We start from the raw sequence: 14,279 nt of genomic DNA on the forward strand, positions 1-14,279 counted from the left end.
GCGAGCCTGGTAGATCGCCATGTTCAATCTTTGTTCTTCAACATGGCCAAAATCGCAGCTTCGGGCCGACTGGGCCAGAATCGTGTTCCTGTCGCGAAGCAGGCATCGGACAGCAGGAACATGGTATTCGAGGCTGTCCAGCACATAAGCCCAGAAGACGACAACGGCGATGAACAGCAGGATATCGCCGACCGAGGTAGACCTGCCCATAATGGCATCGGTACCCATGCCGCCAACGATGACCAGCGTCAGAATATCGTTGGGAGATATGTTCCCTACATTCCGCTTCGCCACGATGCGCAGGAGGAGCACGAGCGCAACATAAACGACGGTTGCGCGAAGGACTATCTGCCAAAGCGGTGTCGACCAACCGAACGCTTCAACCATGACGATCAAACCTCCGCGCTTTTAGCCTATCAACTGCCGGCGCTACGGCTCTGGCCTGCTTCCACGTTCACGGTGCATCGAACGGTCTCCCGCGCCCGACCCGCCCGCTTCCGGCACGCCTCCAGTGCCTCACGGTTGGCAGCAACGATCCGATCGCCTGCCGCGAGGGCCGCGAACGCGCTGGGTGAAGCGGCCTGCATCATGCGCTGCCCGCCTTCCCACATCGGCATGTCGAGCGCGTGCGCCGCCATCTTCTCGGGCCATTGCCAGCTCGCCGGCACGGCGCGCGCGACAACGCCAGCGAAAGCCGCCCAAAGCACCATGCCGAGCACCGCTCCGCCGATCGTCGTGCACATCAGGCAGCGGTTCTGCTCATCGCCGCGACGCGCCGATGCGACGGCACGCTGAAGCACGCGGGTCGCGTCCTTCAGGTCTGCGGCTGCGGTTGCGATCATTCGCCGGTCCTCGGCGCGGGCGCCGCCCTCCCCTGTAACGATCCGGTCAACGACATAGCGCGGGCTCGCTCCGTCCCTGACCGCCGCCACCAGCGCGTCGACGCGCTCCAAGGTGACGTCGATCTTCTGCACCATGTCCGCCAGCGTCTCGCTATAGTCGGGCTGCTCGGGGAGTTCGGCGCGCTCGACTGCCATGCGCTCAACGGCGCGGCGCAGCAGCGCCAGCTCGCTCTCCACTCGCGCAAAGGCTTCTTGGGCTGTCTCGGGTTCATGCTCGTCGTCGCTCATTCTGCCTCCCTCTCACCCCCGAAAGCACACCTTCTATCGGCTCATTCCCCGGTCACGCTCGCGATCCGGTCCCAGCGACTTCGCCAGCGCGTCACCGACCGCGCGGTCCTTCTCCAGTTTCAGCGCCAGCTCGGGCGCGCGGCGGCGCAGCGCGGATTCCAGCTGCGGATCGCGCCCGATCGCGCCGGCGACCTTCGCCATGTTGCCGCGCAACCGCTCCGCGCCGGCACGGTCGCCCGCCCGCTCCAGGGCGGCCCGGTCGCGCTGCATCGCCTTCCAGGCTTCCACAAAGCGGCCCGCGCGTGCCTCCGGGTCGAGCCGCACGCGCTGCTCCTCGGCCATCGCGCGCGCCGCTCCGCCGGTGTTGCCGCCGGCGGCTTGTTCGATCAGCTTCGGACCGCGCCGGAGCGCGGAAGCGAGGTCGCGCGCGGCATGGGGACGGCTCGCGTCCAGCGCATCGCCAGCCTTGCGCAACGCGCTCTCCTGATGAGGCAGCACCGGCAGGCCCTTGGCGCGCATCCGGCTTATATCGGCCGCGGCGCGCGCATAGCGTTCGATCGCCTTGTCCTGGCCAGGCTTCCCGCCGGTTACGGGCTCCCGTTCGAACGCGGACGCCTTCTCCGGCGTCGGCTTGGGCCGGAAGCCGTCGAACATGCCCTTGGCCTTATCGCGCACCTTGGTGGCGATCTCCCGCGCGAGTTCCTGAAACCGGATCTCGCGCCGCTCGGCGAACACGCGCGCCCGGTCATTGTCGGACGGCACGGCATAGTCGCCGGCCATGTCCTTGGCGCGGTCGCGCGACAGGACGCGGGCGAGCTGGCGCTGATCGGTGAAGTCGTCGCGGCCGTAATGGAGCTGCACGCCGTCGCGGTGCCGCGACAAGGCGACATACGCGCCGTGCCGGTCCATGCCCGGCGTCGCCAGCACATGCGCACGATCGACGGTCACGCCCTGCGATTTGTGGATGGTCGCGGCATAGCCATGATCGACATGGGCATAGTCCTTGAGGCCGAACGCGACCCGGCTGCCGCCATCGAGCCGCACCGCCATGCGGCCCTCGCTGACCTGCTCCAGCGTGCCCAGCGTGCCGTTCTTCACGCCAAGCGAACGCTCGTTGCGCAGGAACATGATCCGGTCGCCGGATGCGAACTCGCGCCGCCCACGATCGACCGTGACGCCCACATCCTCGCCCAGCCCGCCCGATGCGCGCACCCGCTCGCGCGCTTCCTGGTTCAGCTCCCGCACCTCGGCATTGGTATGGGTGAGAATGATGCGGCTCTGGCCCGGCTCCGCCTGGCGCTGGCGATCCCAGCCATCGACCAGCGCGGCGCGCGCGCCCTCGCGTGTGTCGGCCGCCTGGACCATGCCCCGGCTCTCATAGGCGTGCAGCGCCTCGGCCGTGCGGCCGGTAGCCAGTGCCCTGGTCGCGTCCTTCTGCCAGTCATCACGCTGCCGGCGAACCTCGGTGATCTCGGCTGCGCCATGGCGCTCGGCAATCGACCGGAACGCAGCACCTGCTTCGATCGCCTGCAACTGCTCGGGATCGCCTACCAGCACCACCTTGGCGCCGGCATCACGCGCATGCGACAGCACCCGCTCCATCTGGCGGGTGCCGATCATGCCCGCCTCGTCCACCACCAGCACGTCATTGCGGGACAGCTGGTCACGCCCCTGCGCCCATGCATGTTCAAGACTGGCGATGGTACGGGACTGGATACCCGATCCCCCTTCCAGATTTTCGGCCGCGATGCCCGACAGGGCCGCGCCGCGCACCTGGTAGCCTGCCTGCTCCCACACCTCGCGCGCAACACCCAGCATCGTCGATTTACCCGTGCCGGCATAGCCGATCACCACCGACAGATCCTCCGGCCTGGTGATATGCGCCAGCGCGGCACTTTGTTCGCCGCTGAGCGTTAAACCCTCTGTCCCGGCAGGACTCCCTCGCTTACGCATTACTGCCGGGACACCATGACCCCGGAGCATTGCCAGCTCGTCTCCCGCCCGCTCAAGCCGCGCCTCAGTCGCGATCATGTCGCGGGAGGTGAAGCGCTCCTGATCGCGTCCGTCCTTGCCCAGCGCCACCAGCTCGGGACTGGCGCGCACCGCCGCCATCACCCGGTCGAACTGCTCCTTGCCGTCCGAATGGCGGAACGCGAACACCGCGAGATCGCGGGTGGTGAAGGTGGCCTGCTGCCGCGTGATCGCGTCGAGCGCGACATTCGGGTCCGCGACGATCTTCTCGCCGTTCTCGCGCGCGATCCGGAGATGATCGTCGGCGCGCCGGTGCGGCTCGTCCTCCTCCAGACGCCGCGTTCCCATCGGCCCGATCTTGTGCTGCGGCTCCAGCGCGATGCCCTGATCGGCATAGGAGCGATGGTCGATCCGGCCCTCCAGTCCCAGCTCGGCCATGCGCTCGTTGACATGGGCCGCCCACGCCTCGCGCCACTCCTGCAACAGCTCGGTGCCGTTCCAGCCCCGGACCTTCTTGCCGAACCCCTCCGGCCCCACCTCCCTCATCGTCATCATGACATGCGCGTGCGGCTTCGGGGTGCCGTCGTCCGCCTTGTCCCAATGCACGTTGAGGTCCGCGACCATTCCGCGATCCACAAACTGCTTCTGCACGAAATCGCGGGCGAGGCTCACGCCCTGCTGCTGATCCATCTCGCGCGGGATCGAGAACTCCACCTCACGGGCAAGCTGCGCGTCCTTGCGTTTCTCGCCTTCCTCCACCTCGTTCCAGAGCATGGTGCGGTCGTTTAAACGCTCTGGCGCGCCCTGCGGCAACAGCACCTCGGAGTGGATCACGCCGGCCTTGTTCGAGAAATCGTGGTGGCGGTTCAGCTTCTCGTCGAACAGTCGCGATGCCGAGCGATAGGCAGCGGACGCGACGGCGCTGGAGCCCCTCGCGCGGCTGATGACCTTGGCGCTGAAATGATAGATCGCCATCGCGACCGGCATAATGCACTTCTTAGCGCACGTCGGCAACGACGTATAAGCGCGCACTCATAATCCGCTTCGCTTCTCCTGATTGACTGTCCCGCGCTTCACTTGTGGGTTGCCTGTCCCACCCGGTTTGCTAGGCTGCGGTGATCCTGAGGCGGAGGAGAAAGCACCATGCGAAAGGTGCGCGACTATGACGCGGAACTGAAGGCCCTTGAGGAGCGCGCGCGCACGATCAAGGCGCGCCGTGTCGAACAACTCGGCCAGCTTGTCACCGCCACCGGCGCCGATGCGCTCGACATGGAAACGCTCGCCGGCGCGCTGCTTGATGCAGTCGCCTCCAAGGACGCGGAAGCGAAGGAGGCGTGGCGTGCGAAGGGCGCCGCGTTCTTTCAGCGGCGCTCGCGCAAAGCTAGCCGGACTGCTGGCGGCAACAGCGACAGCGCAGCGGCGGAACCGGGCGCTGATCCAGCGTCTGGAAGCGGCGCGGCGTCGTAGCGATACGCGAGGCTGGGTCGTGCAACGCCGTGAACGCACCCGCCACCTGATCGAGCTGGGCGGCCTCGTCCAGAAGGCCGGCCTGGTCGAACTCGCCGATGACGATCGCGCGACCATTTATGGCGCGCTGCTGGAGATGGTCGGCCGCGCTCGCGGCGACGATGCCGACGACACGCTCGCGCTCTGGAAGCGGCGCGGCAGACGCGCGTTCGACGCGGAAAGCGAAGCGATGGAGAAAGGCGATGGCGCTACTGGATATTGAGGCGATCCGCAGGCAAGTCCGCGCGCTGGATTTCGTGCGCGGCACGCCGGCCGAAGTTGCCATGTGGCGCGACGATGATGCGGACTCGCGCGCCAACCTCGCCATCGAAGGCATGGCGCTGGAGACGGACGAGCACCTGCTGTTCGACATGCTGCGCGACGAGGCCGTGCCCCCTGCCCTCGCTACTCAGATCATCCTCAAGCTGCTCGACCATCCCGACGCCGATGCGGCGCTGGCGATCACCCCACTGGAACGGGTCAGCTGATGGCGGGGCCGCTCATCGGTGGGCGTCGGCCGATCAGCTGGCGGCTCGCGATCGTCGTCGCGTTCGTCGCCGCCTATGCGACGGCGCGGTGGCTGGAAGGCATCTTCGGCGTCGGGCAGATTTCCGGCACGGTGTCGTTCCTCGTCCTGGTCGGACTGATCGGCGCGACCTGGTGGATCAACAGCCGTGGGGCCAACCGCAGGAACGAGCTGCTGGGCTCGGCCCGCTTCGGCGACCGCGCCGACGTGCGCAAGCTGGAAGCGAACGGGGATCTCCTGATCGGCCGCGGCAAGGAGTCCGGCAAGCTGCTCCACTATGACGGCGCGGCGCACCTGTTGACGATCGCACCCACCCGATCTGGCAAGGGCGTCGGCACGATCATCCCCAACCTGCTGATGCTCGACCCCTCGGTGGTCTGCATCGACCCCAAGGGCGAGAATGCCCGCGTCACGGCTCGTGCGAGGGCGAGGAAGGGCCTTGTGTGGTGCCTGGACCCTTCGGGGTCTCAGGGCGCCCGGCAGCCCGCTACAACCCCCTCGCGCAGCTCGACCCGACAAGCCCGGACCTCGCGGAAGATGCGCAGACGATCGCCGACGCGCTGGTACATGACGCGCCGGGGCAGAGCGGCGAGGCGCATTGGAACGAGGAAGCCAAGGCGCTGATCGCCGGCGTGATCCTGCACACCGTCGTCCACGAGCCCCCTGCCCGCGCCACGCTCGCCACCGTGCGCGACAAACTCACCCGCGATCCCGCCGCCTTCGCCGCGCTGCTGGCGGCGATGCAGGCCAGCACCGGCGCGCATGGCCTGATCGCGCGCGCCGCTAACCGCCACCTCGGCAAGTCCGATCGCGAGGCCGCGGGCGTGTTGTCGTCAGCGCAGCGCCACACCCACTTTCTCGACAGCCCGCGCCTGGTCGAAAGCACGTCCGCGGCCGATTTCAGCTTCGCGGACCTGAAGGAGCGGCCCGGCACCGTGTTCCTGTGCCTCCCGCCCGACCGGCTCGATACATATGCGCGGTGGCTTCGGCTGCTGGTCGCGCAGGCCGTCACCGACATGGCCCGCTCCCCTACCCGGCCCGAACGCCCGGTGCTGTTCCTGCTCGATGAGTTCGCCGCGCTCGGCCGATTGGAGCCGGTAGAGCGCGCGATGGGGCTGATGGCGGGTTACGGCCTTCAGCTCTGGCCGATCCTCCAGGACATGCACCAGCTCCGCGCACTTTATGGCGAGCGCGCCGGCACCTTCCTGTCCAATGCCGGCGTGGTCCAGACGTTCGGGGTCAACGACCATGCCACCGCCGACATGCTCTCACGCACGATCGGCGACACGACGCTGGAATATGCGACCCTCAGCACGTCGCGCGGTACTGGCTGGGGAGATAATCGCGCCGGTCCCTCGGAGAGCCTCAGCACGCACGTCACGGCGCGGCGGCTCGTCACGCCGGACGAAATCATGCGGATGCCCGCCGACACGCTCCTGTTGCTGCGCCAGGGCGAGCGCCCGCTGTGGGCCAGCAAGGTCCGCTACTATGACCAGCGCGAGTTCGCCGGCCTGTTCGATCCGGCGTGATCGCACACACCGATCCCCGGAAGACGAAAGGTGAGCTTTGGGGTGGCGCCTCACCGCCTTCTCCGCTGGCGGAACGCTGAAGGCACACACCACCGGTTCCGCCTGGCTTCTCTGGGAAGCCCTGCGGCCGTCAGGCCGCGCTGGTGACGGCGATAGCCGGCACGGATCAAAGGCGCATTGGCCGATAGGTCAATTCTGCATTTGCCTGTGCTTTGTCCACAGGAGTGGCTTACCCCAAAACTCACCCGTCACCTTCTGATTCAATTATTCTTCTAGATTCAAGATTCAGGCGCTCGAAGGCCGCGGAAAACCGACAGAAATCAGCTCTAATGGTGAGGGTTAGGGCCGATTCGCGTGAGCCTTGGGGTAACCATCGGTGAGCGTTGGGGCGGCTTAAGGTGAGCGTTCGGGTCGATTCTGGTGAGCCTTAGGGTATCCAGGAAATTGACGGTGAGTTTTGGGGTATCTCCTCACCGTAGATCGGGGAGCCAACTAGATTGCCCAACTCACTTTTCGTGTTAAGGTGAGCGCAGCAATAGCTACCGCTCACCTTTGAGACACGCCCATGCCCCAGCCCACGCTTGCAGATGGATCGTTCCGCACCCTAACTCAGCGAGGCAAGGGCAACCCCTTCAATCCCTCTCATTATGGCGAGATCGTAAAGCCGGGCGAGTTGGTCGATATTGTCGAGCTAAGTCCCCTCACTCTCGCCGATCGCCGAACCTACAATCTGCTGATCGCCAATGCCTGGGAGCGGATCGGCGAACCGATCGTCCATCGGATTGCCAAGTCGGCGCTGAAAGGCACGCATCAAGGTAACGAGCGGATTGAGGCCTCCCTGCTCCGCCTGATGGGCACGATCGCAATCGTCACCATCCGCAAGAGCGGCAAGAGCTACAAGCGCCGTGTGCAGCTCCTCGGCCCGAGCGACGAAAGCTTGGAGAAGGACGGCTTCCTCCACTACCGCATCCCTGAGGAACTGATCGAAATCCTGCGGAACAGCGAGGTGTATGCCCGTCTCAAGACGCAGGTGATGTATTGCTTCGAGTCTAAATACGCCCTGTGCCTCTACGAGATGATCGAGCGACGGATCGGCCTCGAATACAAGCAGACGGAGGAGTTTACGATTGAGGAGCTGCGCGGGCTGCTCAACGTGCCCGCTGGCAAGCTGGAGCGGTTCGCCGATCTCAATAAATACTGCCTCAAGGTGGCGGTAGAGGAGATCAACAAGCTCTGCCCCTTTTACGTCGATTTCACCCCCATCAAAAAGGGCCGCAAAGTCGAGCGGATTGCGCTCCACTGGTTCCCGAAAACTTCCAGCGGGAAGCGGGACGCGCAAAGCCTGATCGACCAGCACAGCGTCGTCCGTCGCGCCAAGATGCGCGGGCTGGCAGCCGAGCTGCCGGTGCTGGTGGATTTTAGCGCGCCGACCGAAAGGTGAGCCGCTACCCCAAAACTCACCGAAAAGCCTGCTGCCAGGTTTACAGGCTGCGTGTTCACATGCCGTCATGATATCGTGTCCACACGTCAACACGTGAGCATGCAACAATCTGGGCGCTACCTCAGATGACGCTCACTCACCCAGCCCTTGCATGTTCCAATCAGGCCGGATCATTCGGATCAACCCCGCTTCCAACCCTGGCGCGGTCAGCACCGGAAGCCCGTTCCACGTTGTGTCCTCAGGGGTCGCGATCAGGATCTCGACACGGCTGCCTGCATTAAGCGCCGTCAGGATAAGGCCTTTGATGCGCGCACTAGTGCGCTGCCGGGCGTGACCGCGAACATAATGTGCCATGCGGCCCCGCAAACCACGCTGGGTCAGTCCTATATAGCGGATGATCCCGTCCACCACGAACGCATAGACACCGGCGTCTGCCGGCACGATGCAATCAGGTTCAAAAGCCTCATCGCTGATCGAAGTCCACTGCCCAATCCGAATGAACCCTGCGTCAATAAGGCGGGAAGCCGGGATCGGCTCGTTTGCGATAGCCGCCTCAGGCTTCGGCCGTTCCTTGGCCAGCGATCGAAATTCCGGACCGGAGGCATTGGCGCGTTGCTTCCGGCCCAGATCGATCCCTGAGCGTTCGAGAACCTGCCGAACGTGTTGATAACGAATGCCGAGTTGGACAGCGATTTCCGTACGCAAGTACCCAGCTCGCGCGAGGCCACGGATTTGGTCTGCTTTGGTGCTCAGTCCGGCAGTGACCTGATGGACCGGCAGACGCTCGCCGGGAGGCAGCGGCTCACCCATAGATGCTTCACCCCCTCCTCTTTCGTAGCTACGTCACCGTTCCCCGAACGGGTGCTTGCCGTACTGGCGCATCAGGAGGTCGATCGCCTCGCCCATCAAGGCTTGGAGGGTAGTTCCGTTCTCCGCCGCTAGCACGTTTAGGCCCCGGCTGACCTCCGGGCTGAAGTATGCGCTCACCGCCTTCTTGCCCTGCCGCGCCGCCGATCGGACCGGCGCCGCATCCTCGATGGGAGGAGCCAAGGCGCTCGGCTCCACCTTCGCGCGTTCTGCGCGCTGCTGCCTCATGGCACCAAATTTGCTCATGTCAGCCTCGCTTCTTCCTGCTCTTCTTACCTGTGGACAAGTTCACACGTTCTCGTGTCCACGTCCATAGCGCAGCAATCTCCTCCGCCGCCTTGCCGTCCGGCTCCGCCTCCATCGCGGTTTTCCCTTGCGCCGTGCTGTGGTGATAGATCGCGCGCATAGTGAGCATGACGGGCGCGACCGGCACGCCCATGCCCTCCACGCCTTCGCTGCCCTCGATCAACTCGCGCGCGTCCCGGTAAGTAGTTGGTGCACGCTGAGGGCCGCCCATGAAGAGCACGAAGGCCGGCTTACCTGCTGCCTTCACCAGCTCGGCCGTCGTTTCGACCGCTGACAAGTCGAAGGCCTGGGGACGGCACGGAATGAGGATCAGGTCCGCGGCCTTGCACGCCTCGCGCGCCATAATGTCCGCGTGTGGGGGCGTGTCGATAATGACCAGATCCGCGCCTAGATCGGCCGCTTGCTGCACCTTGCGCGGAAGGAGGGTAGGGGAGGCACAATCCACGACCTCAGGGTCCGCGCCGCCTCGCCAGTGATTCCACTGGCTGGCGGTCGCTTGCGGGTCCGCGTCGAGGATCAGCGCAGACAGACCCGCACTGGTGGCAGCGCCGGCAAGGTGGATCGCAAGCGTGGTCTTACCCGCTCCACCCTTCTGGCTGATGATAGATATGGTCTTCATGTGGCCACCTGAACGTGTTCGCGTGTGAACATGATGGATAGAGGACGTGTGGTCAGGATAGCAATCCCACCTGTGAACGGCTCGACTCATGCTTGTCGCGCAGATCCTGACTTCCAAGCGTCGCAACAGTGCCGGCTTTGGTGGCGGATATATATCTGCTATGCTAGATATATGGATTCTGATTCGGCCATCTCTGCCTTGGGGGCGCTTGCACAAGGCACGCGCCTAGATACCTTCAAGCTGCTGGTGCGCCATGAACCAGAGGGCATTGCCGCGGGTGAAATCGCACGCCAGCTGGACGTGCCGCAAAACACCATGTCGGCGCACCTCGGCATTCTTGCCCGCGCCGGCCTCGTCCGCTCCGAGCGGCGCAGTCGATCCATCATCTATCGAGCCGATCTGGACGGCCTGCGCGCACTGACACTGTTCCTGGTCAAGGATTGCTGTGCCGGCAACGCGGAGTTGTGCGCGCCGCTCGTCGCCGAACTCGCTCCCTGCTGCTGAAAGGACGCCCGCATGGCTGTCGACATCGTCATTTATCACAACCCTGAGTGCGGCACCTCCCGCAACACCCTTGGCCTGATCCGCAACGCCGGCATCGAGCCACACGTTGTCGAGTATCTGAAAACCCCGCCCGCGCGCGCGCTGCTGGTCGAGTTGATCGACCGAGCCGGCATGACCCCGCGAGATCTGCTGCGCGAAAAGGGGACGCCCTATGCTGAACTGGGTCTGGGCGACACGTCGCTGTCCGAAGGCGCGCTGATCGATGCGATGATGGAGCACCCGATCCTCATCAACCGACCGCTGGTCGTTTCGCCGCTCGGTGTGAAGCTCTGCCGCCCCTCCGAGGCGGTGCTTGATCTGCTGCCGGCGGGCCAGCTCGGCGCCTTCGTGAAGGAGGACGGCGAACAGGTGGTGGACGCGTCGGGCCAGCGCATCGCCTGATGCTCCTTGCCGTCCTGATCTTCGTCGCCACGATCACGCTCGTCATCTGGCAGCCCAGGGGTCTGGGCATCGGATGGAGCGCGGTGGGCGGGGCCGTCGTGGCGCTGCTGGCTGGCGTCGTCTCCCTGTCCGACGTGCCGGTGGTGTGGGACATTGTCTGGAACGCGACGGGTGCATTCGTCGCGATCATCGTCATCAGCCTGCTGCTCGATGAAGCCGGATTCTTCGAATGGGCGGCGCTTCATGTCGCCCGCTGGGGTAGGGGCAACGGCAAACTGCTGTTCGCGCTCGTCGTGCTGCTCGGCGCTGCGGTGTCCGCGCTATTCGCCAATGACGGTGCGGCGCTGATCCTGACGCCTATCGTCATCGCCATGCTGCGGGCGCTGGGATACGGCACCAAGGCGATGCTCGCCTTCGTCATGGCCGCCGGCTTCATCGCCGACACGGCCAGCTTGCCGCTGGTCGTCTCAAACCTCGTCAACATCGTGTCGGCCGACTTCTTCGGGATCGGCTTCGGCGAGTATGCGTCCGTGATGGTACCGGTCGATCTGGTGTCGATCGCCGCCACGCTGGGTGCGCTGCTGTTGTTCTTCCGCCGCGACATTCCGCAAGCCTATGACGTGGGCGCGCTCCGACACCCGAGCGAAGCGATCCGCGATGGCGCGACCTTCCGCGCCGGTTGGGTCGTGCTTGCACTGCTGCTTGCCGGCTTCTTCCTGCTCGAACCGCTCGGCGTGCCGATCAGTGCCGTTGCTGCTGCCGGTGCAATCCTGCTGCTGGTGATCGCAGGCAGGGGCCATGTGATCCAGACCGGCAAGGTGCTGCGCGGTGCGCCGTGGCAGGTCGTGATCTTCTCGCTGGGCATGTACCTCGTTGTCTATGGCCTGCGAAATGCGGGCCTTACGGACCACCTGGCCGCGCTGCTCGATCGGACCGCGCAAGGTGGTGTGTGGGGCGCAGCGCTTGGCACCGGCGTGATCGCGGCTGTCCTGTCGTCGGTGATGAACAACATGCCGACCGTGCTGGTCGGCGCGCTGTCGATCGACGCGGCCCATGCTACGGGCGCGGTCAAGGAAGCGATGATCTACGCCAACGTGATCGGCTGCGACCTTGGCCCCAAGCTGACGCCGATCGGATCGCTTGCAACGCTTCTGTGGCTCCATGTCCTCGGGCAGAAAGGCGTGCGGATCGGGTGGGGCTATTACTTCCGCGTCGGAGTGACGCTTACCGTCCCCGTCCTACTCATCACGCTTGCGGCCCTCGCGCTGCGAATTGGGATCGCCTGATGCCTCTCCGCGACTTGTCCGAACCTGACCATCTGCCGGCGCTCGATCCGGCGTTCATCCGTGAGCGCCCCGCGCTGGGCCTCGGCCCGAACGATCCCGCGCCGCGTATCCTGCTGCTCTACGGAAGTCTGCGCGAACGGTCGTTCTCGCGGCTCGCGGCTGAGGAAGCCGCCCGCCTGTTACGCCTGTTTGGCGCCGAAACACGGATATTCGATCCCTCGACGCTGCCGCTACCCGATCAGGTACCGGGCGACGATCATCCTGCCGTCCACGAACTGCGCGAACTGGCGTTGTGGTCAGAAGGTCAGGTGTGGTGCAGTCCGGAGCGGCACGGCCAGATCACCGGCATCATGAAGGCGCAGATCGATCATCTGCCGCTGGAGATGAAAGGAATGCGCCCGACCCAGGGACGCACGCTGGCCGTGATGCAGGTGTCCGGCGGATCGCAGTCGTTCAACGCGGTCAACACGCTGCGTCTGCTCGGCCGCTGGATGCGAATGTTCACCATCCCGAACCAGTCCTCGGTCGCGATGGCCTACAAAGAGTTCGATGAGGCCGGCCGCATGAAGCCGTCGAGCTATTATGATCGTATCGTGGACGTGATGGAGGAGTTGGTGCGCTTCACCGTGCTGATGCGGCCCCATGCCGCCCAGCTGGTCGATCGCTACTCCGAACGCAAGCAAGCCGGCGTGCCGGTCGATGCAGCAACCGATCTGTCCAGCATCGCGATTGCGCCACAGCGGTAACCCGTCGCCAAAGTCCTGACTTCCTGTCGTCGCGTATGTCCCTGCAAGCGACAGATTGGGCGGATCGTGTGGTCTCTGGCTCGGCACCGCCCTATCACGTGCCTTGATTTGGACTCGGACAAGCTCGGCAGCATTCCAGTTCCGCTTGCAGGGCGTGAATTAGTTCCGCGGCAGGCATGGCGCGGGTGAGCGGGGCCCCCTGTCCCGCCCATTGCGCGCCGAAGCCATGCTCGCCCCGCGCCTTGGCAGCGGCGTGGAGTGCCTTCCCGGCGTCGTAGGCGGTGGGGTAGGCGGGCGGCAGTTGCTCAGCGAGCTGATCGGCCAGTGCCGTGAAGCGATTGGCCAGCGCGCGCGCCGGGCGACCAGAAACCAGCGATGTCAGCGTGGTGTGGTAGGCGCCAGGGCCGGTCAGGGCAGCGCGATAGGCCGCGTCCGCAGCGGACTCGGGGCAGGCCACAAACGCAGTGCCGAGCTGCGCTGCGGCTGCGCCGAGATCGAGCGCGGCAGCAATGCCGGCACCGTCCATGATCCCGCCCGCCGCGATCACCGGCAACCTTGATTTTCGTACCAGTAACCGTGTCAGCACGCCCATGCTGAGCGCGTCGTCATGGCCTGTTGGATCGAAGACGCCGCGATGCCCGCCCGCCTCGATTCCCTGTGCGACGATCGCGTCGATTCCCGCCGCCTCGATCGCGACTGCTTCCTCAAGGCTCGTCGCGGTCGCTATGAGGGTGATGCCGCGCGAGCGCAGCGCCGAGAGCGTGTCGGCGGGCGGCAATCCAAAGTGAAAGCTGACCACGGGCGGCGCCAGATCGAGCAGCATCGCCAGCATGTCGGGATCCTCGGCGAAGCTCTTGTAGATCGTGCGGAGCGTCGCAGGCGGCTGGGCACCGAACTCGGCGAACAGAGGTTGGAGGAACTCCAGCCATGCCGTCTCCCGAGCTGCATCCGGCTGAGCGGGCTGATGGACGAACAGGTTGACGTTGAAGTAGCGATCGGTTCGCGAACGTGTCTCTTCGATCATGGCGCGCGCGCCGGCAGCGTCCGTCGCTCCAACTCCGATCGAGCCCAACGCACCCTCGTTGGACACCGCGGCTGCAAGGGCAGGCGTGGACACTCCCGCCATGGGAGCCTGCACGATGGGTACACAAAGGCCAATCCGGTCGAACAGGGAAGCGGGCATCGGATACCTCAACGCGAACGTTGTGGCTGCTTATGAGCGACCGCGTTGAGCCTGTGAACGGGCGATAGTGGCATGCTTGCCAATCGGCAGCTTCCGCTCGCCTGTCGCAAATGTGCTGAGTTTCGCGACAGCGCCCTCAACGCTCGTTGTAAATGTCAGCGCTGATTGGCACGTCCTGTCAGCGGTAAGTGGCACACCGGAACGGCCGGGTTTGGTGGACTGTG

At 65.2% G+C, this 14,279-nt stretch carries 16 protein-coding genes and 1 pseudogene; 10 read left to right on the forward strand and 7 right to left on the reverse strand.

Going from position 1 to position 14,279, the window contains the following annotated elements:
* The 3 genes from ACH0BU_RS16845 to traA form a co-directional block, all read right to left on the reverse strand.
* A partial coding sequence (locus ACH0BU_RS16845; protein ID WP_500264367.1) for a DUF421 domain-containing protein occupies positions 1–387 on the reverse strand: 387 nt, incomplete at its 3' end.
* Between the two features lie 29 nt (positions 388–416).
* Entirely contained in the window at positions 417–1,130 is a 714-nt protein-coding gene (locus ACH0BU_RS16850; protein WP_406876088.1) for a DUF6118 family protein, read from the reverse strand.
* A 33-nt stretch (positions 1,131–1,163) separates the two neighbouring features.
* Positions 1,164–4,076 (reverse strand): Ti-type conjugative transfer relaxase TraA, encoded by a 2,913-nt coding sequence (gene traA / locus ACH0BU_RS16855; protein WP_406876090.1) that lies wholly within the window; start codon positions 4,074–4,076, stop codon positions 1,164–1,166.
* Positions 4,077–4,244: 168 nt separating this feature from the next.
* Here traA and ACH0BU_RS16860 point away from each other — a divergent pair, with 168 nt between their 5' ends.
* The 6 genes and pseudogenes from ACH0BU_RS16860 to ACH0BU_RS16885 all read left to right on the forward strand — a co-directional run bounded on the left by ACH0BU_RS16860 (position 4,245) and on the right by ACH0BU_RS16885 (position 8,103).
* Positions 4,245–4,568 carry a conjugal transfer protein TraD gene (locus tag ACH0BU_RS16860; protein WP_406890087.1) on the forward strand — a complete coding sequence of 108 codons (324 nt, stop codon included), beginning with the start codon at positions 4,245–4,247 and terminating at the stop codon, positions 4,566–4,568.
* A gap of 19 nt (positions 4,569–4,587) precedes the next feature.
* On the forward strand, positions 4,588–4,830 hold the full coding sequence (locus tag ACH0BU_RS16865) for a conjugal transfer protein TraD (RefSeq protein WP_500264368.1): 243 nt from the start codon (positions 4,588–4,590) through the stop codon (positions 4,828–4,830).
* On the forward strand, positions 4,811–5,095 hold the full coding sequence (locus tag ACH0BU_RS16870; RefSeq protein ID WP_406890091.1) for a hypothetical protein: 285 nt from the start codon (positions 4,811–4,813) through the stop codon (positions 5,093–5,095). Before ACH0BU_RS16865 ends, ACH0BU_RS16870 begins: the two co-directional genes overlap by 20 nt.
* Positions 5,095–5,544, forward strand: a pseudogene (locus ACH0BU_RS16875) (type IV secretory system conjugative DNA transfer family protein); the annotation flags it as partial. The gene ACH0BU_RS16870 and the pseudogene ACH0BU_RS16875, both read left to right, overlap by 1 nt.
* A gap of 35 nt (positions 5,545–5,579) precedes the next feature.
* A complete protein-coding gene (locus ACH0BU_RS16880) occupies positions 5,580–6,662 on the forward strand; it encodes a type IV secretory system conjugative DNA transfer family protein (RefSeq protein WP_500264369.1) in 1,083 nt (360 codons plus the stop codon).
* 565 nt (positions 6,663–7,227) lie between these two features.
* Positions 7,228–8,103 carry a replication initiation protein gene (locus tag ACH0BU_RS16885; protein ID WP_406890047.1) on the forward strand — a complete coding sequence of 292 codons (876 nt, stop codon included), beginning with the start codon at positions 7,228–7,230 and terminating at the stop codon, positions 8,101–8,103.
* A gap of 132 nt (positions 8,104–8,235) precedes the next feature.
* On the opposite strand, the gene ACH0BU_RS16890 is transcribed toward ACH0BU_RS16885, so the two are convergent.
* From ACH0BU_RS16890 to parA, 3 genes are read right to left on the reverse strand one after another with little or no spacing between them, the layout of a single operon-like run.
* The gene (locus ACH0BU_RS16890; RefSeq protein WP_406890049.1) at positions 8,236–8,913 is read right to left on the reverse strand and encodes a GIY-YIG nuclease family protein; all 678 of its coding nucleotides are present in this window, start codon (positions 8,911–8,913) and stop codon (positions 8,236–8,238) included.
* A 33-nt stretch (positions 8,914–8,946) separates the two neighbouring features.
* On the reverse strand, positions 8,947–9,216 hold the full coding sequence (locus ACH0BU_RS16895; RefSeq protein WP_406890051.1) for a ribbon-helix-helix domain-containing protein: 270 nt from the start codon (positions 9,214–9,216) through the stop codon (positions 8,947–8,949).
* Between the two features lies 1 nt (position 9,217).
* The gene (gene parA / locus ACH0BU_RS16900) at positions 9,218–9,895 is read right to left on the reverse strand and encodes a ParA family partition ATPase (protein WP_046407054.1); all 678 of its coding nucleotides are present in this window, start codon (positions 9,893–9,895) and stop codon (positions 9,218–9,220) included.
* A gap of 171 nt (positions 9,896–10,066) precedes the next feature.
* Between parA and ACH0BU_RS16905 the strand changes: the two genes are divergently transcribed.
* The 4 genes from ACH0BU_RS16905 to arsH are packed head-to-tail and all read left to right on the forward strand — an operon-like array spanning position 10,067 to position 12,872.
* Entirely contained in the window at positions 10,067–10,399 is a 333-nt protein-coding gene (locus ACH0BU_RS16905; protein ID WP_406890093.1) for an ArsR/SmtB family transcription factor, read from the forward strand.
* Between the two features lie 12 nt (positions 10,400–10,411).
* The gene (gene arsC / locus ACH0BU_RS16910; protein ID WP_406890053.1) at positions 10,412–10,840 is read left to right on the forward strand and encodes an arsenate reductase (glutaredoxin); all 429 of its coding nucleotides are present in this window, start codon (positions 10,412–10,414) and stop codon (positions 10,838–10,840) included.
* Entirely contained in the window at positions 10,840–12,126 is a 1,287-nt protein-coding gene (locus tag ACH0BU_RS16915) for an arsenic transporter (RefSeq protein ID WP_406890055.1), read from the forward strand. Before arsC ends, ACH0BU_RS16915 begins: the two co-directional genes overlap by 1 nt.
* Positions 12,126–12,872, forward strand: a complete 747-nt coding sequence (arsH, locus tag ACH0BU_RS16920; protein WP_406890057.1) for an arsenical resistance protein ArsH — start codon at positions 12,126–12,128, stop codon at positions 12,870–12,872. The genes ACH0BU_RS16915 and arsH overlap by 1 nt, the downstream gene beginning before the upstream one ends.
* A 94-nt stretch (positions 12,873–12,966) precedes the next feature.
* Here the strand turns inward: arsH and ACH0BU_RS16925 are convergent, their stop codons facing one another.
* Positions 12,967–14,055 (reverse strand): NAD(P)H-dependent flavin oxidoreductase, encoded by a 1,089-nt coding sequence (locus tag ACH0BU_RS16925; protein ID WP_406890059.1) that lies wholly within the window; start codon positions 14,053–14,055, stop codon positions 12,967–12,969.
* Positions 14,056–14,279: the final 224 nt, after the last annotated feature.

Source organism: Sphingomonas olei, assembly GCF_045369765.1.
Lineage (GTDB): Bacteria > Pseudomonadota > Alphaproteobacteria > Sphingomonadales > Sphingomonadaceae > Sphingomonas > Sphingomonas panaciterrae.

Coding starts and splice junctions, on each gene's coding strand:
- ACH0BU_RS16895 (WP_406890051.1), bottom strand. CDS start 9,216: ATGAGCAAATTTGGTGCCATGAGGCAGCAGCGCGCAGAACGCGCGAAG.
- parA (WP_046407054.1), bottom strand. CDS start 9,895: ATGAAGACCATATCTATCATCAGCCAGAAGGGTGGAGCGGGTAAGACC.
- arsH (WP_406890057.1), top strand. CDS start 12,126: ATGCCTCTCCGCGACTTGTCCGAACCTGACCATCTGCCGGCGCTCGAT.
- ACH0BU_RS16850 (WP_406876088.1), bottom strand. CDS start 1,130: ATGAGCGACGACGAGCATGAACCCGAGACAGCCCAAGAAGCCTTTGCG.
- ACH0BU_RS16860 (WP_406890087.1), top strand. CDS start 4,245: ATGCGAAAGGTGCGCGACTATGACGCGGAACTGAAGGCCCTTGAGGAG.
- ACH0BU_RS16905 (WP_406890093.1), top strand. CDS start 10,067: ATGGATTCTGATTCGGCCATCTCTGCCTTGGGGGCGCTTGCACAAGGC.
- ACH0BU_RS16885 (WP_406890047.1), top strand. CDS start 7,228: ATGCCCCAGCCCACGCTTGCAGATGGATCGTTCCGCACCCTAACTCAG.
- ACH0BU_RS16915 (WP_406890055.1), top strand. CDS start 10,840: ATGCTCCTTGCCGTCCTGATCTTCGTCGCCACGATCACGCTCGTCATC.
- ACH0BU_RS16925 (WP_406890059.1), bottom strand. CDS start 14,055: ATGCCCGCTTCCCTGTTCGACCGGATTGGCCTTTGTGTACCCATCGTG.
- ACH0BU_RS16870 (WP_406890091.1), top strand. CDS start 4,811: ATGGCGCTACTGGATATTGAGGCGATCCGCAGGCAAGTCCGCGCGCTG.
- arsC (WP_406890053.1), top strand. CDS start 10,412: ATGGCTGTCGACATCGTCATTTATCACAACCCTGAGTGCGGCACCTCC.
- traA (WP_406876090.1), bottom strand. CDS start 4,076: ATGGCGATCTATCATTTCAGCGCCAAGGTCATCAGCCGCGCGAGGGGC.
- ACH0BU_RS16890 (WP_406890049.1), bottom strand. CDS start 8,913: ATGGGTGAGCCGCTGCCTCCCGGCGAGCGTCTGCCGGTCCATCAGGTC.